General features: G+C 43.0%; 15 protein-coding genes and 1 tRNA gene. 14 read left to right on the forward strand and 2 right to left on the reverse strand.

Annotation, left to right across the window (positions count from 1 at the left end):
• Position 1: 1 nt before the first annotated feature.
• Positions 2 to 904: a S66 peptidase family protein gene (locus tag ACOFKR_RS00390; protein ID WP_419802047.1), complete on the reverse strand. Its 903-nt coding sequence runs from the start codon at positions 902 to 904 to the stop codon at positions 2 to 4.
• Between the two features lie 73 nt (positions 905 to 977).
• Between ACOFKR_RS00390 and metG the strand changes: the two genes are divergently transcribed.
• The 14 genes from metG (at position 978) to ACOFKR_RS00460 (ending at position 20,081) form a co-directional block, all read left to right on the forward strand.
• Positions 978 to 3,080 carry a methionine--tRNA ligase gene (gene metG / locus ACOFKR_RS00395; RefSeq protein WP_419802048.1) on the forward strand — a complete coding sequence of 701 codons (2,103 nt, stop codon included), beginning with the start codon at positions 978 to 980 and terminating at the stop codon, positions 3,078 to 3,080.
• A gap of 98 nt (positions 3,081 to 3,178) precedes the next feature.
• A complete protein-coding gene (locus tag ACOFKR_RS00400; protein ID WP_419802049.1) occupies positions 3,179 to 3,814 on the forward strand; it encodes a (2Fe-2S)-binding protein in 636 nt (211 codons plus the stop codon).
• On the forward strand, positions 3,811 to 4,800 hold the full coding sequence (locus ACOFKR_RS00405; protein ID WP_419802050.1) for an FAD binding domain-containing protein: 990 nt from the start codon (positions 3,811 to 3,813) through the stop codon (positions 4,798 to 4,800). The genes ACOFKR_RS00400 and ACOFKR_RS00405 overlap by 4 nt, the downstream gene beginning before the upstream one ends.
• An 18-nt stretch (positions 4,801 to 4,818) precedes the next feature.
• Positions 4,819 to 6,951 (forward strand): xanthine dehydrogenase family protein molybdopterin-binding subunit, encoded by a 2,133-nt coding sequence (locus tag ACOFKR_RS00410; protein WP_419802051.1) that lies wholly within the window; start codon positions 4,819 to 4,821, stop codon positions 6,949 to 6,951.
• A 200-nt stretch (positions 6,952 to 7,151) separates the two neighbouring features.
• A tRNA-Arg gene (locus ACOFKR_RS00415) sits at positions 7,152 to 7,223 on the forward strand.
• 544 nt (positions 7,224 to 7,767) lie between these two features.
• The gene (locus tag ACOFKR_RS00420) at positions 7,768 to 10,863 is read left to right on the forward strand and encodes a SusC/RagA family TonB-linked outer membrane protein (RefSeq protein WP_419802052.1); all 3,096 of its coding nucleotides are present in this window, start codon (positions 7,768 to 7,770) and stop codon (positions 10,861 to 10,863) included.
• A 17-nt stretch (positions 10,864 to 10,880) separates the two neighbouring features.
• Complete coding sequence (locus ACOFKR_RS00425; RefSeq protein ID WP_419802053.1) at positions 10,881 to 12,389, forward strand: RagB/SusD family nutrient uptake outer membrane protein; 1,509 nt, start codon at positions 10,881 to 10,883, stop codon at positions 12,387 to 12,389.
• A gap of 12 nt (positions 12,390 to 12,401) precedes the next feature.
• Entirely contained in the window at positions 12,402 to 13,409 is a 1,008-nt protein-coding gene (locus tag ACOFKR_RS00430) for a LamG domain-containing protein (RefSeq protein WP_419802054.1), read from the forward strand.
• Between the two features lie 22 nt (positions 13,410 to 13,431).
• Positions 13,432 to 14,604, forward strand: coding sequence for a glycoside hydrolase family 130 protein (locus ACOFKR_RS00435; protein WP_419802055.1), 1,173 nt, complete (start codon positions 13,432 to 13,434; stop codon positions 14,602 to 14,604).
• 148 nt (positions 14,605 to 14,752) lie between these two features.
• The gene (locus ACOFKR_RS00440) at positions 14,753 to 15,778 is read left to right on the forward strand and encodes a LacI family DNA-binding transcriptional regulator (protein ID WP_419802056.1); all 1,026 of its coding nucleotides are present in this window, start codon (positions 14,753 to 14,755) and stop codon (positions 15,776 to 15,778) included.
• Positions 15,779 to 15,989: 211 nt separating this feature from the next.
• On the forward strand, positions 15,990 to 17,231 hold the full coding sequence (locus ACOFKR_RS00445; protein ID WP_419802057.1) for a cation:proton antiporter: 1,242 nt from the start codon (positions 15,990 to 15,992) through the stop codon (positions 17,229 to 17,231).
• On the forward strand, positions 17,232 to 18,581 hold the full coding sequence (locus tag ACOFKR_RS00450) for a TIGR00341 family protein (RefSeq protein ID WP_419802058.1): 1,350 nt from the start codon (positions 17,232 to 17,234) through the stop codon (positions 18,579 to 18,581).
• A gap of 170 nt (positions 18,582 to 18,751) precedes the next feature.
• Positions 18,752 to 19,138, forward strand: coding sequence for a hypothetical protein (locus tag ACOFKR_RS00455; RefSeq protein ID WP_419802059.1), 387 nt, complete (start codon positions 18,752 to 18,754; stop codon positions 19,136 to 19,138).
• Between the two features lie 40 nt (positions 19,139 to 19,178).
• Positions 19,179 to 20,081 (forward strand): mechanosensitive ion channel family protein, encoded by a 903-nt coding sequence (locus ACOFKR_RS00460; protein WP_419802060.1) that lies wholly within the window; start codon positions 19,179 to 19,181, stop codon positions 20,079 to 20,081.
• A gap of 286 nt (positions 20,082 to 20,367) precedes the next feature.
• Here ACOFKR_RS00460 and ACOFKR_RS00465 read toward each other — a convergent pair whose 3' ends face one another.
• Entirely contained in the window at positions 20,368 to 22,383 is a 2,016-nt protein-coding gene (locus ACOFKR_RS00465) for a M13 family metallopeptidase (RefSeq protein WP_419802061.1), read from the reverse strand.
• Positions 22,384 to 22,511: the final 128 nt, after the last annotated feature.

A 22,511-nucleotide genomic window follows, 5' to 3' on the forward strand; every position in this document is an offset into this window, starting at 1 on the left:
GTTATAAATAAGTTGCGGTTACATGCTGTTTTTGCACAGCTAAATTTAGTGTTTTTCCGAAGATTAAAGCCTGATTATTGGCAATATGCCCGGCTGGAAAGTTAAAACAAACGGGATAACGGTATTCTTTTACCACATCAATAATAATTTCTTCGGCTGTTTGGCCGAAAGGAATGTCATTATCTTTCAGTTCTGTAAAGCCGCCAACCATTAACCCGGCCAGGTTTTTTAGCTTTCCGGCGCGTTTTAGCGTCCTCATCATCCGGTCTATTGCATACAAATATTCGCCTACATCTTCCAGGAACAAAATTTTACCATCATAATCAAAATCAGAAACAGAACCGGAGACGGAAACAAGCAAAGTCAAATTTCCACCAACCAAAATACCTTGCGCCCCGCCCAAACGGTTAAGGTTTCCTGCGGGGAAATGATAACCGAAATCTTCGCCAAATAAAGCTTTTTTTAAAGTTTGCAGCGATTCAGTTGTTCCGTCGGGAATGGTCAGCGGCATTTGTCCGTGGATGGATTGCAGGCCAAAAACCGAAAAAAGATGTGCGTGCAAAACCGTGATGTCGCTAAAACCGATAATCCATTTTGGTGCTGTTTTTATCGGCATAAAATCAACGCGGTCAATCATCCGGACGGTGCCATAACCACCGCGTGCCGCAAAAATCGCTTTGATGCTTGGATCGTTGATAAAACGTTGCAGATCAGCAGCGCGCAAAGCATCATCGCCAGCAAACTGATGGTAAGAAGCCGTAACTGTTTCGCCCAAAACCACCTCCAAGCCCCAGGAATTTAAAAGCGCGATGGCGTCCGTCATTGGTTTTGGCAATTTTTTTGCCGGGCAAGTGATGGCAACTTTATCGCCTTTGCTGAGGTATGGCGGCCTTATAATTTCCATATAATCAAAACCAGATTTTAAGAGCAGGCAATTTGCCTTATCTTTGCAAATTAAAAAATTATCCCCGCAAATTTTGGAAGATCATCAGATAAAAAGATATACCGTTACTGCCGCATTGCCTTATACTAATGGTCCCGTGCACATCGGGCATTTGGCTGGCGTTTACATCCCGGCGGATACTTACGTGCGTTACCTTCGCCTTAAAGAAAAAGACGTTATTTTTGTTTGCGGATCCGACGAACACGGCGTGCCGATCACGTTAAAAGCGCGTAAAGAAGGCGTTTCCCCGCAGGAAGTTGTGGATAAATACCACAAAATCATTGGTGATTCTTTCCGCGATTTTGGGATTTCTTTCAATATTTATCACCGCACTTCTTCGCAAACGCACAACGAAACGGCCGCTGGTTTTTTCAAAAATCTATATGATAAAAACGTTTTCATCGAAGAATCTACTGAACAATATTTTGATGAAAGTGCACAACAATTTTTGGCAGACCGGTACATTGTAGGAACTTGCCCGGTATGCGGCAACGAAAATGCTTATGGCGATCAGTGCGAAAAATGCGGAACATCTTTAAACCCGACGGATTTGATCAACCCGCATTCTACGTTGTCCGGCCAGGCACCCGTTCTGCGCAAAACAACCAACTGGTTTTTGCCGCTCGATAAAATGCAGCCCGAAATCGAAACTTACATAGAAAGCCACCAAAAAGATTGGCGTTCAACAGTTTACGGCCAGTGTAAATCCTGGCTAAACGGTGGTTTACAGCCGCGGGCGATGACGCGCGACCTCGATTGGGGCGTAAAAGTGCCGATAAAAGGAGCAGATGGCAAAGTTTTATACGTTTGGTTTGATGCGCCGATCGGTTATATTTCGGCTACCAAAGATTTACTGGACCCTGATCTTTCCGCAGAAAAAAAACAGGAATATTACCTCAAAAATATACCGGTAAAAACAGCATCCTGGGAAGATTACTGGCAATCCGAAGAAACCAAATTAGTGCATTTTATCGGGAAAGACAACATCGTTTTCCATTGTATCATTTTCCCGGCGGTGCTGATGGCGCATGGCAATTATATCTTGGCCGATCAGGTGCCGGCAAACGAGTTTTTAAATTTGGAAGGCGATAAAATTTCCACTTCCAGAAACTGGGCGGTTTGGCTGCCCGAATATTTGAAAGATTTCCCGGGGAAGCAGGACGTTTTGCGTTACGTGTTGACTTCGGCCGCGCCGGAAACAAAAGACAATGATTTTACCTGGAAGGATTTCCAGGCGCGGAACAACAACGAACTGGTTGCCATTTACGGCAATTTTGTAAATCGTGTGCTTGTTTTATCACATAAATATTTTGATGGAAAAGTAATGCCGACCGGTATTTTATCTTATCATGATGTGGAAGTGATCAACAGTTTGGAAGCTTTCCCTGAAAAAATAGGTTTGGCACTGGAGAATTTCCGTTTCCGCGAAGCTTTGACAGAATTTATGAATCTGGCGCGGTTGGGCAACAAATATCTGGCGGACGAAGAACCGTGGAAAACCATCAAAACCGATCCTGACCGCGTGCAAACCGTGCTGAACATTGGTTTGCAGATCGCGGCAAACCTGGCTATTTTGTCGCAGCCGTTTTTGCCAAACAGCGCCGATGCTTTGTTTACCCTATTAAATTTGGCACCGCAAAATTGGGACAAGGCCGGAACGAAAGATTTGCTGCAAGACGGGCATGTTTTAAACGAAGCCAAACTGCTTTTTGAAAAAATAGAAGATGAACAGATCGAAGCGCAAATTCAAAAACTATTAAACACCAAAATGGAAAACGAACAGGTAAAATTGCCTTTGGTTGAAGCAAAACCAAATATCAGTTTTGAGCAGTTTGCGGCTTTAGATATCCGTGTGGGCACAATTTTATCCGCAGAAAAAGTTGCGAAAACCAAAAAGCTTTTAAAGTTGCAGATTGATACCGGTCTGGATCAGCGGACAATCGTTTCCGGCATTGCAGAATATTTTGAACCGGAAGCAATTATTGGCAAACAGGTAAGTATTTTGGTAAACCTGGAGCCGCGCGAGATAAAAGGGATTTTATCGCAAGGCATGATTTTGATGGCTGAAAACCCGGAAGGAAAACTGAGTTTTGTTGCGCCGACGGAAGGATTTGTCAATGGAAGTGTGATTAGGTAAATTTTTCGCTACTCATACTTTTCAAAATATAAATTTTGTAAATTAGTATTCAGGGTTGTTAGTAATCTTAATTATTTTCCGCAATAAAATTTAAAAATATGTCCAGAAAAAATCAGGATAAATCAAGCACCGAAAACCTGACCAACGGTACGCGGCGAAATTTCTTAAAGCAGTCGTCCTTGATAACCGCTTTGGCATTGGCACCTGCAACAGTTGTTAAAGCTGCCGAAAACCAGTGGGACGAAAAGCTGGCCGATGTTTTTGAAAAGATGCCGGTTACCTTAGAAGTAAACGGTGTAAAGCACAGTTTACAGGTTGAGCCGCGGGTAACGCTTTTGGATACGCTGCGCGAACAATTAAACCTAACCGGGACCAAAAAAGGTTGTGATCGCGGTCAATGCGGTGCCTGCACGGTACATGTGGACGGTGTCCGAATAAATTCTTGTTTGAGTTTGACGATAACCAATCAGGGGAAAAAAATCACGACGATTGAAGGATTGGCCAAAGGTGATGAACTGCACCCGATGCAGGAAGCGTTTATCAAACACGATGGTTTCCAATGCGGGTATTGCACGTCTGGGCAAATTATGTCTGGCGTGGCTTTGATTAAGGAAGGACATGCCAACTCTGAACCGGAAATACGCGAATTTATGAGCGGAAATATCTGCCGTTGTGGTGCTTACCCGAGAATTGTAAATGCGATACAGGACGTTAAAAACGGAAATCAATCATGAACCAGTTTCAATATTCAAGGCCGGCCGAGGCTTCGGTAGCCATCAAAGCTTTGGCCAAAGAACCAAATGCCTACTTTTTGGCCGGCGGCACCAATTTGATCGATATGATGAAAATGGGCTTGGTGGCCCCGCAGAAATTGGTGGACATCAACAATTTGCCCTTAAAAACAGTATCCGAAATCCCGGTCGGGTTACGGATCGGCGCGCTAACGAGCAACAGCAACATGGCCGAACATCCGCTCATCAAACAAAAATATCCTTTGCTTTCGCTGGCTATTAACGCCGGTGCATCGCCCCAGCTGCGCAACATGGCCACGCTTGGCGGCAACATGATGCAGCGCACGCGCTGTCCGTATTTTTTTGATTTGACAATGCCCTGCAACAAACGTGTTCCGGGCAGCGGTTGCGGCGCGTTGGCCGGATATAACCGGATGCATGCTATTTTTGGGGCGAGCGATCAATGTATCGCCGTAAACCCGAGCGACATGAACGTTGCTTTGGCTGCTTTGGATGCGACGGTGCATATCAGCGGGCCGAAAGGAAGCAGAACGATGAAATTTGTAGATTTCCACCGTTTGCCGGGTGATCATCCGGAGCTGGACAATAACCTGAAAAAGGGGGAATTGATTACTGCTGTTGATTTGCCGGAAGCCCGTTTCAGCAAAAACGTACATTATGTAAAAATCCGGGACCGTGCTTCGTATGCTTTTGCGCTCGTTTCTGCAGCGGTAGCGTTGGATATCGAAAATAACACGATAAAAGAAGCACGCTTGGCGATGGGCGGCGTGGCACATAAACCATGGCGTTTAACATCCGCAGAAACCTTTTTAAAAGGAAAACCGGTTAGCGAGGATAATTTTAAAAAGGCCGCACAAATTGCTATGGAAGGCGCAAAAGCTTATCAATACAATCAATTTAAGTTAAAAATGGCACCAAACGCAATTTTACAGGGTTTAAAAATAGCATCCGGACTGGCATCTGCATAATTATCTATTTAAAATTTAATGATGAAAAAAGATATGATAGGCGACCCGATGAGCCGGGTGGACGGCAGGTTGAAAGTTACCGGCGGTGCAACCTACTCCGGCGAATATAAAGTGGCAGGTTTAACTTATGGGGTACTTGTCCCGGCAACCATAACATCCGGAACCGTTACGGCAATTGATACCAAAGCGGCGTTGCGTGCGCCCGGCGTTTTAACGGTGATTACTTCTTTTAACGCTATAAAATTGCCTGGTTATCATAATGATGCAGAAAGGCCGGTCAAAGGTTTAAAGCTTTTTAACGATAATAAAATCTATTTCAACAGCCAGCCGATTGCCTTGGTTGTTGCCGATACATTTGAACGGGCAACTTATGCTGCCACATTGGTAAAGGCAACTTATCAAACCGCACCGTTTGAAACGGATTTCCATAAAAACTTAGATAAAGGCGTGGTGCCGCAAGGTGGCCGCTATAAAGATTACGTTCGCGGCGAAGCGGATGCCTATAAAAATGCACCTGTAAAAGTAGAGCAGGAATACATGCTGCCGTCGGAAATGCACAATCCAATGGAACTGCATGTAACAACCGCTTTTTGGGACGGGGATAAGGTAACGCTCTACACCAAATCGCAAGGCGTAAAAAGCTCACAGCGTTCTGTTGCGGCGGTTTTTGGTATCCCTGCGGAAAATGTACAGATCAATTCTCGCTTTGTGGGCGGCGCTTTTGGCTCGTCGTTACGCACCTGGCCGCATGAAATCGCAGCTGCACAAGCCGCTAAAATGATTGGCAAACCTGTAAAACTGACGCTCACACGGGAGCAAATGTTTACGTTGGTTGGTTATCGGCCGTTGACTATCCAAAAAATAGGTCTGGGCGCTACGGCAGACGGAAAATTAGTTGGGATCACACACGAGTCTCATTCACAATCATCTGTTTACGAGGAATTTACAGAAAATTCTGTCAACGTTTCCCGGTTTTTATACGCCAGTCCGAATGCCAACACGCGTTATAAAATCATTCCGTTAAACGTTGGCGTACCAACACCGATGCGCGGCCCCGGCGAAGCAACGGGATCTTTTGCCCTGGAATCTGCTTTAGATGAGCTTTCCTATCAGCTTAAAATGGACCCGATCGAGCTTAGGCTGAAAAATTATACAGACATGGATCCGGAACGAAACCTGCCATGGTCCAGCAAATATTTAAAAGAATGTTATCAGCTTGGTGCGCAAAAAATCGGCTGGGAAAACCGCAAACCACAACCGGCAACTGCACGTGATGGTGACTGGTTAATTGGTTATGGTATTGGCTGCGGTGCGTTTGGCGCGTATCGTTCTGCCGCACAGGCAAAACTAACTTTAACGCCAGATGGTAAGGTAAATATTAAAAGTGCCACGAGTGATATTGGCCCCGGCACGGCAACAGCAATGGTATTGATTGCTGCCGATATTTTGGGGTTACCTGCGGAAAATATAACGTTTGAATTGGGTAATTCCGCTTTCCCGATGGCGCCAACGCAAGGCGGTTCTGCAACTGTTTCTTCGGTAGGTTCTGCCGTGCATGATGTTTGTATTGCTTTTAAAAATAAAATGCTTCTTTTAGCAGGCAAACCTCAGAATAGCGAAGAAAAGCTGGATTATGTGGCAGTTTTGAAGGAGGCAAACTTGCCGCTGCTCGAGATTACGCAGGAATCAAAAGGCGGCGAAAATGCCCAAAAGTATTCTATGTATTCCTTTTCCTCGCATTTCGCCCAGGTTTATGTGCATCCGTTGACCGGCATGATCAAAGTAAAAAAAGTGGTGGCCGTGGTTGATGCCGGCAAAATAGTCAACTTAAAAACAGCAAGCAGCCAAATGATTGGCGGCGCAGTTGGCGGCATTGGCATGGCCATGACGGAAGAAGCGGTGATGGATGATCGTTATGGCAAGTTGGTAAACGGTAATTTTGCCGATTATCATGTGCCGGTTAATGCAGACATCCCGCAGATTGAAGCCCTTTTTATTGATAAACCCGACCCGATTATCAACCCCATCGGCACAAAAGGTATTGGCGAAATTTCCTTGATTGGCGTGGCCGCAGCTATTGCAAATGCGGTTTACAACGCTACAGGAAAGCGCATCCGGGAGCTGCCGATCACGCCGGATAAATTAGTCTGATTTTGATTGAAAGTGTGATGCTTCTTTTATCGGATAAAATTTTGTCTCTACGCAAAAAACGCCTACTAAAAAAGTATGGTAAAAGAAGCATCGCCATTCAAAAGGCTTTATTGCAAAATAGGTGTTTAGCTGAAGAAAGTTTCAAAGGAAAAACTTAGTTTTGCAATCCGATAAACGTTTTGGTGCGGTAAATAAAAAATGGTCCCGTAGTTCAACGGATAGAATAGAAGTTTCCTAAACTTTAGATATGGGTTCGATTCCCGTCGGGACCACAAACCTGAAAGTTCTGCTTTCAGGTTTTCTCTTTTAAAAATCCTCCTCTTTCAAGAATTGCGATCACTTTGATAATTCTTTAAATAACTGCTGTTTAAAGTTTATTCCGAAGGAAATCAAATCAAGTTAAATTCACATGCTTCTTTTACCACCTAAAATTTGGTGGTTCTTTTGATGGATTTTTCCATCAGCAACAATTACAAAAGGCAAAATTTTAGCCGATAAAAGAAGCATGACCATCGATACCATATCTTCCTAAACCTAATCTGTAATACTTTTTTTATCGACCTAAAAAATAAATTTTTAATTAAAATAAATTTGCTAAACCAATTTAGTTTTTATAGGTTTGATCAACCAATTAAACTTACAAACCATGATTAACTTTAATTACACTTCAGATGGCAAACCGCGTTTCAACAAAAACACTTGTTGCAGAATTAAACCGAAAAAGATAATTATCTATTTATCAGTATTTTAAGTTATTTGATCAATAACTTTCTGTTTATCAATTTCCATACATCTTTTACCCTAAAAAATTTTTAAATGACAGATTTTACATTAACAAAATGGAAAACTGCTGCTTTGTGCTTTTTACTGATCCTGCTTAACAGCTTAACAGGCACAGCGCAAAGCAGAACGGTTACCGGCAAAATAGTTGACAGCAAAAGCAACGAAACCCTTATTGGTGCAACCGTGCAGGTTAAAGGCACCACTACGGGCACAGCCACAGATTTGGACGGGAACTTTAGCCTGAAAGTAAACACCGGTGATGTGCTTGAAATAAAAAGTATCGGTTATGCTACTTTATCCGTACCTGCGGATTTTAGCAAACCAATGGCCATTAGGTTAGAACCGGCAAATACTGCCTTAAACGAAGTATTGGTTGTAGGCTATGCCACACAGCGAAAAGTGGACTTAACGGGTGCTGTATCAAGCATTAAAAGCAGCGATATTGCCAGCCTGCCTGTTGGCGGTGCCGATCAGATTTTGCAGGGAAAAGCAGCCGGTGTTGCCGTAACACAAAATACAGGCGCGCCAGGAGACGGGATCAGTGTGCGCATCAGAGGCGTCGGGACGATCAACAACAACAATCCGCTGTATGTTATAGATGGCATACCTACACCAAACGGTATCAATCAGATTTCGCCAAACGATATTGAAAGCATTAATGTGTTAAAAGATGCTTCATCTGCTGCTATTTATGGTGCCAGAGCGGCAAACGGTGTCGTAATTGTAACCACTAAAAAAGGCAAAAAAGGGCCGCCAAAAGTAAGTTTGAACGCTTACACCGGCGTACAAACGCCGCAGCACCTGATAAAAATGGCCAACACCAGCCAGTATGTTGCAGCATTCAATGCGGCAGCCATTGCGGACGGACGGACACCAATACCCACAAGTTTAAGCAGCAATTTGCCGGATGTGAACTGGCAGAAAGAAGTTTTAAGGCCATCGCCCATAAGCAATGTACAATTAGGTATTAGCGGCGGCAGCGAAAACACCACTTACATTGTTTCTGCAAACTATTTTGCACAGGACGGATTGATCCAGAATTCTGCTTACGACCGCTTAAATTTGCGCACAGCTATCAACAGTACCCTCTCCAAAATTTTTACGGTTGGTACAAATATCAACCTGAGCTATGCCAAAAACCGCCAGGTTGGTACTTCGGGCGATGGTTTTGGGAGCGGAAATCCGGGCGCAAGTGTAACCCGTTATGCCTTGTTCAGAACGCCCGCAACACCGGTTTTTAACAAAAACGGTCAGTATGTAGATATTCCCGCCAACCCGGAGTTTTTTGGTGATGGTTTGAACCCGGTGGGTTTTGCAGACAACTACAACCGGAACTTTTACAATTACGGTTTACTGGGAAATGTATTTTTAGAAATCAACCCGATCAAAAACTTAAAAATCAGAAGTGATGTTGGCACCAATTTTTTGATAACCGATTACAAGCAGTTTTTTGCAACCTGGGGGATTGACCGTTTCTTAAATTCACCCAATAGTTTGGCGCAATCCAACACCAACCAGTTTGATTATAACTGGACGAACACTGCGACTTATAATCTGACACTGGCACAAAAACATGTGTTCAACTTTTTAGTGGGCAGTGAAGTAATCAAAAGCAATACACAAGCCTTGGGTGCTTCCCGTACATTGTATTCTGACCAGGGTTCAAGTTTCCAGTATTTGGATAATGGTTTAGGCATCCAGCAAAACGGTGGCAATCAAACACATTGGGCGTTGTTTTCTTTGTTCGGCCGTGTCAATTACGCTTATAACGATAAATATCTGGCGACATTTAATTTCAGGCGTGATGGTTCTTCCCGCTTAGATCCGCGTAACCAGTACGGAAATTTTTATGGCGGTTCTGTAGGCTGGCGTATTGATCAGGAAGAGTTTATGAAGGACATCAAGCCAATATCTTTGTTAAAGCTGCGGGCCGGTATTGGGCAATTGGGCAATCAGGAAATAGGTAATTACAGTTACGCAACGCTAATCTCGGGTGCCGGTTATTATCCGTTTAACGGAACTGGTAACCAGGGCAATGCCATCAACACTCTGGGAAACCCGAATGTGCGGTGGGAAACAAGTACGCAAACTGATATAGGTTTGGATTTAGGTTTGTTTGATGGTGCTTTGCAAATCACTACGGATTATTTTATCAAAAAAACATCAGGTATGTTGCTGCAGCCGGGCAAACCTCCCAGTGCAGGCGGTGCGGCAAGTGCGTTTGTAAATGCAGGTTCTATGCGTAATCAGGGGTTTGAGTTTGAACTGAATTACCGCAACAGCATCAGCAAAAAAATTAAATACAATGTAATCGGTAATTTATCTGTCATCAACAACAAGGTTACTTCCCTGGCAGATGGCTCCCCTTTAGTTGGCGGCCGGATCGACAACAATTATTATGCTACACAAACGGCTGTAGGCCACCCGGTTGGTTCTTTTTATCTGTTACAGCAGGAAGGCATATTCCAAAACGCACAACAGGTTTTCACCCATGCATATCAAGGAGCTGGCATACAGCCCGGCGATGTAATGTTTAAAGACATCAGCGGCCCGAACGGCAAACCTGATGGTGTTATTGATGAATATGACCGTACTTATGTAGGCAGCCCGATCCCGAAACTGACTTATGGTTTAACCGGTAATATCTCTTATGGAGGTTTTGATGTAAGCTTATTTTTTCAAGGGGTTTACGGTAACAAATTGTACAATCAGATCAATACAGATATTGAAGGGTTTTACCGTTCTTTTAACATAACAGAAAGAATTGCGACACAAAGCTGGATCGGCGAAGGAAGCACCAATGAATTTCCGCGCTTGTCCTGGAACGGTGCCACCAACAATAAACGCCCTTCTACCCGCTTTCTGGAAAATGGTTCTTATCTGCGCCTAAAAAATGTTCAGTTAGGTTATACCATTGGCAATCAGTTAGTAAAAAGGTTAAAGGTTTCTTCGGTAAGGGTTTTTCTGAGTGCTCAGAACGTATTTACGATAACGAAATATACTGGTATCGATCCGGAAATCTATACCAACAGCAATTCAAGTGGTGATGGTGTGCGAGCGGTTGGTATTGATTGGGGAACGTATCCTTCTGCCCGTACGCTTACAGCAGGTATCAGTGCTAATTTTTAAGATTAAATCATAAAAAAATGATCAAAAAATATATAATAACAGCTATAACAGGCAGCTTTTTATTATTGACCGCCAGTTGTAAAAAAGTATTGGAGCAGCCAATCTTAGGCACCTATCAGGCGGCCAATTATTTTACTTCGGTTGCCAATGCAAATGCAGCGGTAAACGCAGCATATGTGCCTTTAACTTTTACAGATGCTTTCTCTAACGAGATATGGGTTTTGGGCGATGTTGCTTCTGATGATGCCGTTAAAGGTGGCTTGCCCGGGGATCAGGCCGATATTGATAACATAGATAAATTTAACATCCTGACCAGTAACTCTGCTGTGGAAGCGGTTTGGGGAAGGTATTATGATGGCGTTTCTAAAGCTAATTTTGTACTGGGCGGCTTATCAGATGAAAACAAAGCTGTGCCTGATGCCACAAAAGCAACCATCAACGGGCAGGCTAAATTTTTAAGGGCCTACTATTATTTTATGCTTACCAATTGCTACGGTGATATTCCTTTGCGTTTACAAGTTGCCACTGCAGATAATTTAAGCACTCCTGCAGTGCCGCAAGCACAGATTTTTGCACAAATAGAAAAAGATTGCACAGAAGCCGCCGCCGCGCTACCAACTGCCTGGACAGGAAGCGATTTAGGACGAGCAACAAAAGGTGCTGCACTTTCTTTACTGGCCAAAACTTATTTATTTGAAGCCAAATATGCAATGGCCGCACAAACGGCGCAACAGGTAGAAGCCTTAGGCATTTATGATTTAACCGCTAAGTTTACCGATAACTTTAACGCGGGTACCAAAAACAACAAAGAAGCTATTTTTTCCATCTGGCACACCGCTGGTTTGAGCCCGAAGCAGGGCAATGCCATGAACCAGGCATTTGCACCGCGGGGAACGCTAAATGGTTACGGTTTTTTTCAGCCAACGCAAAGTTTGGTCAGTAATTTTGAACAATCTGCAACAGGCGTGGACGACCCCCGATTGGATTACACCGTTGCACGTGCCGGTCATCCTTATTTTGACAGTGCTTTTGATGCCAGCTGGACAGCAACCGGTTATCTCACCAAAAAACAAATCCAGCCACTTTCAGAAATCCCTACAGCAACCAAAGGAGATGGTAATCTGAACGTGGAAGCACTTCGTTTTGCAGATGTTTTACTGATAGAAGCAGAGGCTTTGAACGAAGCAGGAAACAGTGCCGCAGCCTTGGTTCCGCTTAACAAAATAAGAAAACGTGCCCGCGAAAGTTATTTAAACGACAATACTTTGACCGGATTTGGCACCGTACCAACCGGCCTGCTTCCGGATATTACCACAACCAGCCAAACACAATTGCGGGATTTGATCCGCAGGGAAAGAAGATCTGAACTGGCTTTGGAGTTTGGCCGCTTTTTCGACCTGATCCGTTACGGAAGTGCGTACGCCACTGCTGCATTGCGCGATCAGCCAAACTTTAATTTTACAACCAACAAGTTTTTCCCGATCCCGCAAAGCGAGCGTTCAACCAATAAATTATTAGGTAAATAATCAAACAAAGCCATGAAGCAATATCAAAAATACTTAGGTTTTACGCTGTTGGCATTTTTGCTGACATGCTGTTTTTATGCCTGTAAAAAAAGCACTTCCCAGGAAACTTATAATTCCAACAAACAAATTATCTCTACTACCATCGATTCTGCAAATAACTTTTATACCAAATCTGTTGAAGGAAAGCGGGCGGGCAATTATTCCGTTGGCTCCCGCACTGATCTTAAAACAGCGATAGATCTGGCCACTGCCGTAAAATCCTCCAGCCAGTACAGCCAGCAGGAAGTAGATAATGCAACGGCAAATCTCCGCCGTGCCATCACTGCCTTTCAATCCAGGTTGATCCAGGATGTTTCTGCAGATAATTTAATTGCACAATGGAAATTTACCGGCAATGCAAACGATGCTTCCGGCCATGGCCACAACGGCACATTAATGACAGGCTATATTAGCGGAGGGATAGATGGAAACACCTTGCCGCAATTAGTTGCTGATCGTTTTAATACAGCAAACAGTGCTTACGATTTCCAGAACGGGGCCAATATTGAAGTACCTTATACAATTGATCTGAACCCGAAAGAGTTTACCATTACCATGTGGATAAAACGCGGCGTGACCAACCCGGACAATTACCTGTTTTCTTTAAATACCTACAACGGGTTTAAATTTCAGTTGCAGGGCAGTAATTTCCTGTTTTTAACTTTTAAGGGCGATAACGGTTACCATGATGTGGACAGCAACCCCGGCGTTGTACCGGCAGATGTGTGGACTTACATCGCCGTATCGTACACCAACGGTACCATGAAATTTTACGTAAACGATAAACTGGTGAAAACCGCAGCCGTAACCGGTACACCTGTTACGCTGCCAAATCCGGTTAATCTGGTGATCGGCCAGAGCTTGCCTAAAAGCCAGATGGGCAGTTCGTATTTTAAAGGTTCTATTGATGATATCCGTTTTTATAACCGCGCTTTAACCGATGCGGAAGCACTTTCGATTTACACCACAGAACAGCCTTAATCAACCTAAACCAATAAAAAATATGCGCCAAAATATAATCAGGCATACTTCTTTTACCTACCTAAAATCAGCCTTGTTCGTTTTGTTTTTTATGCTGATAAACGAAGCATTCGCCCAAAAAAACCGTTTGCCGGATTGGGCTTTCGGTGGATTTAAACGTCCGGCAGGCATTAACCCAATCATCTCTCCGGATTCAACTACACGGTTTTTTGACCCGATTTTGAAGAAAGAAGTCGGCTGGGAATCCAACGATACCTTTAACCCGGGAGCCGCGGTTTTAAACGGCAAAATAGTGGTTTTGTACCGGGCAGAAGATAAATCGGGCGTTGGTATCGGCTTCCGTACTTCCAGGTTGGGTTATGCCGAAAGTGCAGACGGTTTTCATTTTAAACGAAAAAAAACGCCGGTATTTTATCCGGCAAACGATGACCAAAAAAAGTATGAATGGCCGGGCGGCTGCGAAGACCCACGGGTTGCCGTAACCGAAAACGGTACTTACGTGGTGTTTTACACGCAGTGGAACCGCGATGTGCCGCGTTTGGGCGTTGCCACTTCTGCCGATTTGAAAAACTGGAAAAAGCACGGGCCGATTTTTGAAGATGCTTACCATGGAAAATTCCTGAACATCCCGCATAAATCGGCCTCGATCCTGACGAAATTAAAAAACGGTAAACAGGTCATCACCAAAATAAACGGCAAATACTGGATGTACTGGGGCGAACTGCATGTGTATGCGGCAACTTCCGCTAACCTGGTGGACTGGGCACCGGTAGTAAATACCGACGGTACTTTGAAAGAATTAATTTCGCCGAGAAAAGGTTATTTTGATAGCGAACTGACTGAATGCGGGCCGCCGGCTTTGCTGACCGACAAAGGAATTATCCTTTTTTACAACGGAAAAAATAAGGCCGGAGCGGATGGCGACAAGCGTTTTAACGGAAATTCTTACTGTGCGGGCCAGGCTTTGTTTGATAAAAACGATCCGGCAAAAAATATCACCCGTTTGGATGTGCCGTTTTTGCGCCCGATGGCAGCTTTTGAAAAAAGCGGACAATATGTAAACGGGACGGTTTTTATCGAGGGTATGGTTTACCATCGGCAAAAATGGTTTTTGTATTATGGCTGTGCCGATTCCAGGGTTGCCGTTGCGGTTTACGATCCGAAACACCCGGCAGCACCTGATCCGGTTAATTAGTTGTAATGCTTGTTTTTGTCCGATGCTTCTTTTATCACCCTAAATTTTAGGTGGTAAAAGAAGCATTTGTTTTGTGCGGTAAAATTTGCGTATTATACCGCCTGCTTTGCGGTGCTGCAAACAAGATATAATCCGGTATTGATTAGGGATGAAAAAGAAATTATCTATTAAAGATATCGCTCAGGAACTTCAGATTTCCAAAACCACCATCTCGTTTATACTGAACGGCAAAGCCAAAGAAATGCGCATCAGTGATCAGCTCATTCAAAAAGTGAACGACTTTATGAAAGAGAAAAACTATCACCCCAACCAGTTTGCACAAAGTTTACGGACAGGCAAAACCAAGATGATCGCCCTGTTTGTAGAAGATATTGCCGATTCGTTTTTTGCCAGTGTTGCCCGTTTGATCGAAGAAAGTGCTTACCAGAAAGGTTACAAAATAATGTATTGCAGCACCGAAGACAGCCCTGAAAAAACCCGCGAACTGATACAGCTTTTTAAAAGCCGGAACGTTGACGGCTACATTATCACACCGCCAAAAGGTATTGAAAAAGAACTGAAACAGTTGCTGCAGGAAGAAGTGCCGTTTGTATTGTTTGACCGGTATTTCCCTAAAATAAAAACGGATTATGTAATTATCGATAATTTTAAAGGCACACAGGATGCCGTGCGGCATTTTAAGGAACAAGGCTATCAGCATATTGCCTTTATTACTTTAGATTCCGGCCAAACGCAGATGAACGAACGTTTGCGCGGATATGAAACCACGATGGATGAGTTTAAACTGCCTAAAAATACCTTAAAAATCCCGTTTAAACTTGATGTACAAAAAGTTACCGAGCAGTTTACCGGTTTTTTTACCGAACATAAAAATATTGATGCGGTACTTTTTGCCACCAATTACCTGGCCCTGCGTGGTTTTGAAACCTTAAAAAAACTGAATAAAACCATCCCCGGTGATATTGCGGTTATCGCTTTTGACGACCATGAATTTTTCAAAGTTTTTAACCCGGCAATCACTGCCGTGGCCCAGCCGATGAAAGCATTGTCCGATCATTTAATTTCAATGCTGCTGAACAAACTTAACCCGGAACCAGGTTTACAATTGCAAAACCTGCACCAGATTGTGTTACCGGCACAGCTGATTGTCCGGGAATCATCCCCGAAAAAGTAAGGTATGATGGTTTAGCTAAACCTGTTAATACTCAAATCTGCAAAACCGTAGAAAAGAACATTTATGTCGATTGCTTTAAACAGGCCAAAAAAACACCGATAAAAGAAGCATTGGTTTTTTACCGGCGCAGATTATATACGTTGGCAATACCATAATTCAATTCAGGATTGATACCTTGCAGTTATTTAACAAAACTCAAAGCAGTATTTTAATGAGTATTAACGGAATCATCAGCATTACAATCATCCTGACGGCGGTTTTTGCCTACATTAACCATCGGCTGATCAAATGGCCGCCAACAATCGGCATCATGGTGCTCTCGATGGCGAGTTCTATGCTGCTGGCCGCTTTCGGAAACTCTTTCCTGTCTGATAAAGCCATGCAACTGGTTTATTCGATTGATTTCCAGAACATCCTGATGAATTTTATGCTCAGCCTGCTGCTTTTTTCAGGGGCAATACATATCAATGCCAGCAACCTGAAAAAAGAACGCTGGCCGGTACTGGCTTTATCTACCATTGGTATCCTGATTTCCACGGCATTGGTTGGGGGGCTGGTTTGGTATCTGTTACAGCTTTTTCATCTCAAAACACCTTTTATTTATTGCCTGCTGTTTGGTTCCCTGATTTCGCCCACAGATCCGATCGCGGTATTGGCTATTTTAAAACAGGCCAAAATACCTTCTTCGCTGGAGCTGAAAATTTCGGGCGAGAGTTTGTTTAACGATGGTGTGGCCGTTGTGATTTTTATGACGCTGGCCGAAGCCGCACATGCCGGTCCGGATAAAATATCTGTGCTGAACATTGCCAAACTATTTGCGCAGGAAGCAGGCGGCGGACTGATATTTGGTGCGGTGCTGGGCTATATCGGCTATTATGCGCTGCGATCAATCGATGATTATAAAGTTGAAGTGCTGGTTACACTTGCAATTTGCGTGGGCGGTTATTATGTGGCTGGTTATATGCACGTTTCCGGTCCGCTGGCAATGGTGATTGCAGGAATCATCACCGGTAATAAAGTAAAAGATGAAATCCTGTCAGACAACAGCCGGGATTACTTGGTCAAGTTTTGGGAACTGATTGACGAAATCCTGAATGCTGTGTTGTTTCTGCTGATCGGGCTGGAAATGCTGATTATCAAAACCACCGCCATTTTAATGCTGATCGGGGTAATTTGTATTGTAATTGTTTTACTGGCCAGATTGATTTCGGTTTATGTGCCCATAACTTTATTACGGCTTAAAATTTCTTTCGAGAAAAATGTCGTTCTGATCTTAACTTGGGGCGGTTTGCGCGGTGGTTTATCGGTGGCCCTGGCACTTTCTTTAGGCGCAAACATGTACCGCGAAGAATTTGTGCTGATTACTTATATTATTGTGGTATTTTCTATCCTGGTGCAAGGACTAACCATTGGCCGTTTAGTAAAACGGCTGCAACCTGTTGATGCAAGTTAAATGAATGAACCGCTAAAATCATTTAAAAATTATCTGGCCGGAAGGCTGAACCTGCAGGATGACCGCGAAGGTGATGAAATTACCATTGAGTCCATCCGGAAAAATATTGAATTTAAAGGCGTAAACCTGTGGACGCTGATTTTTGCGATTTTTATTGCTTCCATCGGTTTAAATGTAAACTCTACTGCCGTAATTATCGGTGCAATGCTGATTTCGCCTATCATGGGGCCTATTATGGGCATCGGTTTAGGCATTGGCGTTAATGATCTGGAACTGGTAAAAAAAGGTGCCAGAAGCTTGTTTACGGCTACTTTGATCGGCATTATCACTTCGGCCGTTTATTTTGCCATCACGCCGCTGCACGAGGCTCAATCAGAATTGCTTGCCCGCACATCGCCTTCCATCTGGGATGTTTTTATTGCTTTTTTTGGCGGTTTGGCCGGTATGGTGGGTGCTTCCCGAAAGGAAAAAACAAACGTAATACCCGGTGTGGCCATAGCAACGGCCTTGATGCCGCCGCTGTGTACCGTTGGTTACGGCATAGCTACCGGCAACTGGTATTATTGTTTCGGGGCACTTTATTTGTATTCTATCAACAGTATTTTTATTGCCATTGCAACTTATTTAATGGTACGATACCTTAAAATCGGCAAGAAACAGTTTGATGACAGCCGGGTAGAAAAACGGGTTCACCAGTACATGGTTACGATTGTGGTAGTTACCGTTTTGCCCAGCATTTATCTGGCCTATAAAATTGTAGATAAAAATATTTTTGAAAGCAACGCACGTAAATTTTTGAACGAGCAGTTTGTATTTCCCAACACACAAGTGGTCACCAAATCTTTTGTTTATGACAACCATGACAAAAGTATCAACGTGCTGCTGTTTGGAGAGGTATTGCCTAAAAAGAAGATCGACTCGCTAAAAACAGCATTAACCCAATATAAATTAAAAGGTGTAAACCTGAGTATTTTGCAAGGGTTAGATGCGCAGAAACAGATAGACCTGTCGCAAATCAAAACAAGTATTTTGCAGGAAGTTTACGCAGATCAATCTCAAGGCGATACAGCGGGCAGGCGATACAACAGGGTTTCTGGCAATGCAAAATCAGCCAAAACCTTAGTGCAGGACACCGCCGTATTTAAGGAGGTAAAAATACTATATCCGGCCATACAGTATTTGGGCATAAGCAAAATGAAGGTGCTTTATGCAGATACTTCCGCCATTGATACAATCAAAATTGTGGTAATGGGCTTCAGGTCAAAGATTAAACCGAAGGACCAGCGCAAACTGCAATCCTGGTTGAGGGCGCGCTACCAATCTGCAACGCTTAAACTGCTGATCCAGTAATTATCACACCAAAAAATACCTGCTAAAAACAGCATTGGCATTTAATTGCTGTACACAACAACAATTGTATCTGTATTTCTCTTATAGCTAATATTTTCCCGTTCTGCTTTAATCAAAAAAAAATGAAGCCCACTATTTTAACCTTTAAAAAATTTCATGTCCTCGCTGCCATGTTACTGTGCTTATCGGTAATAAGCTGCTCTAAAAACTTAAAATTTACCAATTCAGAAGCCGTGCCTGCTGCGCGTGGCAATGTAAATATTGATAAGGACGACAATGGCAATTACGCTTTAGATATCGATATCCTGCATTTAACAGAACCGTCCAGGCTTCATCCTTCTAAAAACGTTTATGTGATCTGGATGGAAACCGAAAACAACGGTATTAAAAACCTCGGCCAGTTAAAAAGCAGCACCGGCTTTTTCTCAAACACTTTAAAAGCTTCGTTCCATACCGTTACTTCTTTTAAACCGAAACGGGTTTTTATCACTGCGGAGAACGATGCCAACATTCAAACGCCAGGTCCGCAGGTTGTGCTAACGACCAAATCCAGGTAAGCCCCTTCCTTTAATTAAATAAAAAGCCCATCTGTTTATTATGGATATAAACAAAGCCTATCAGCTCATTTCGCACAAAATCATTACCTGGATCAATGATTTTGTGCGCTTGTTGCCCAACATTTTAGTATCGGCATTATTATTAGTGCTGGGCATTTATCTGGCCAAGCTGATCAAAAAAATAGCCTCAAACCTGATCCAAAGAGTTTCGGACAACCGTGCGTTAAACAATCTGTTTACTTCGGTCATCTACATTTTTGTTATTGCAGTCACGCTGTTTACGGTGCTCAGTATTTTAAAACTGGATACCGCCGTAACCTCTATTTTGGCCGGTGCCGGTATTATCGGTTTGGCTTTGGCGTTTGCCTTTCAGGATATTGCCTCCAATTTTATTTCGGGCATTTTTATTTCTTTCCGGAGGCCGCTTCGGGTTGGGCACATTGTAAAAGTGAAAGATTATATGGGAAAAGTGGAGGAAATAAACCTGCGCGATACCATTTTGCGCACTTTTCAGGGCCAGATGGTGATTATCCCAAATAAAGATGTGTTTCAAAACCCGATTGAAAACTTTTCCGTGCTTGGCAAACGGCGGGTTGATCTGTCAATTGGCGTTTCTTATGGTGAAGATTTAGAACAGGTTAAACAAGTAACCATTGAAGCTTTAAAAGGCTTGGAACATCTTTCTGCCGATGAGCCGGTTACACTATTTTACCAGGAATTTGGCGGCAGCACCATCAATTTTGTGCTGCGGCTTTGGATTGATTCGCCCGAGCAGATCATTTACCTGAAAGTATGTAGTGATGCCATTATTCGGCTCAAAAAAGCATACGATAAAAACAGCATCATGCTGCCTTTCCCAACCACCACGTTGGATTTTGGCGTAAAAGGCGGCCTTCCGCTCAGCGATGTGCCCATGAAAGTTATAACAGACCACGGAAGCTGATTGCAAGCGGGAAATTGAAATCTGCAGTCATAATGTCTTGCTATCGATGCTTCTTTTACGACCTAAAATTTGGTGTTTTTCAAACGGGTTTCCCATCGGCAATCCTTGTAAAAAACCACCAAATTTACAGGCATAAAAGAAGCATCGTAAACCTGCTGGCAAAATTTTAAACAGGCTTTTGAAATTTGCAGTTTAAAAAAATCGGGCCACAAATCCGGACAAGATAGTAATACAACAAACGATGCCGGAAGTGCTACCGCTTGTTGTCAAAATCTTTATTGCTTCCTTACCAAATCTGAACCCTTTTTTCTTTAGGCAGATAATTTGAAACGCCGGGCTGAACATGGAACGCATCATAAAAATGCGGATTGTTCATCAACGGGCTGTTTACACGCCACATCGGTGGTGAGTGCGGATTATTATTGATCCACAGGCGCAGAAATTCGTCTTTCATTTTTACGCGCCATATACGCGCAACAGAAATAAAAAAACGCTGGTCTGGTGTGTAGCCGCCAATCTTTGTGGTATCCTGCCCTTCTTTAGTTAGTTTAAAAGCATCATAGGCCATGGCAACACCGCCAATATCTGCCGCGTTTTCGCCAACCGTCATGGCACCTTTGATATGCACGGTATCCAACACGGTAAACGTGTTATAGAGATCAACTACCTTTTGTGTTTTTTCTTTAAATTTTTTATAATCCGCCTTTGTCCACCAATTCTTTACGTTGCCATTTTTATCAAACTGTGCACCCTGATCATCAAATGTATGTGTGATCTCATGGCCTATTACCATGCCGATGCCGCCATAATTAAGCGCATCATCAGCATTGTTATCAAAATAAGGTGGCTGTAAGATACCTGCCGGAAAAACGATTTCATTAGCAGAAGGATTATTATAAGCCGTAACCGTTGAAGGCGTGTTGAACCATTCTGTTTTATCCACAGGCTTGTTGAGTTTTGCCAGTTGAAACTGGTAATTATTGGCCGCAGCGGACACTACATTTTCAAAGTATTTATTTTTTGCTACCGTTACATTATTGTAGTTTCTCCATTTATCAGGATAACCGATTTTTTTGGTGATGGCAAAAAGCTTTTCTTTTGCTTTTTGTTTGGTGCTGTCGTTCATCCAATCAAGCTTATCCATTCTGGCACCCATTGCTTTCTGCAAATTATTTACCAGCTCCTGCACGCGTTTTTTGGCATCTGCCGTAAAATATTTTTTCACGTACAATTGTCCAAGTGCTTCACCTAAGGAATTATCTACTGCGCTTGCCATTATTTCGCCGCGTGTTTTTTGAACAGCCTGGCCGGTAAGTACTTTGTTAAATGCAAATGCAGCGTCAACAAAAGGTTTGCTTAATAAATTTGCATAATTGCTGATTGAATACGCTTTCAGATATAATTTCCAATCATTTATCGGAATGATTTTTAAAGACATGTTCAGCTTTGCATAATAAGCGGGCTGCCCAACATCAATAGAATCTGTTTTCGCGCCCAAATCATTCAAAACATTTACCCAGCCAATGTTAGGTTCCCGCTTTGCAAGTACCGCAACAGCCATTTTATTATAGTTCGCATTTACGTCGCGCAATTCTACGTTTGTTCTGTGCGATGAAGCCAATTGTTTATCTATGTTGTAAACGATGTCAGCATTTTTTGCTGCGGTTGAAGCATCACTGCCTGTAAGCTGAAACAGTGTGGCCAAATATGTTTTATAGGCCTGCTGGATAGCGATGTTTGGCGCATCTGTTTTAAAATAATAATCCCGCTCGGGCAGCCCGATACCCGTTTGGTAAATATGTGCAATATTAAGACTGCTGTTTTTATTATCAGGGCCAACGCTAAAGGCAACAACCGAAGTATTAAATACCTTTGCTTCATCGGCAACAAACTTCATTAAAGCGGCAACATTGCTGATATTGTTGATGCTTGCAAGCAGCGGTTTTATTGGTTGATAACCCCGTTGGTCAACCGTATTTGTATCCATGCCCGAAGCATAAAAATCACCCAGTTTTTGTTCAATGCTTCCCGCAGTATTTTTAGCTTTGGAAACGCTGTCCAGTATGCCTTGCAAGCGTAAACGCTGCGGATAATTCATAAACATGTATGTACCAACACCTGCCTGTGAAGGTGGTATTTTAACCGAATCGTACCATTTGCGGTTCACATACATAAAAAAATTATCGCCGGGTTGAATGGAAGAATCTATTCCCTGTATAGCAAGAGTATTTTTATCCGAAGTATTTTTACATGCCGCCAACGAGCACAATACGGCAAACAGAAATAATATTTTTTTCATCATGAGCATATTGATTTTGTTTTGCCGAAGTTAATATTTCTGGCTGTTTTGTAATTATAAATTACGGCTAAATGGTTGCTTTTAGCATTGTAATTTTTAGGTTATAAAAGAAGCATGGTGTACTTCTTTTA

The sequence above is a fragment of the Mucilaginibacter sp. genome (assembly GCF_965201005.1).
Lineage (GTDB): Bacteria > Bacteroidota > Bacteroidia > Sphingobacteriales > Sphingobacteriaceae > Mucilaginibacter_A.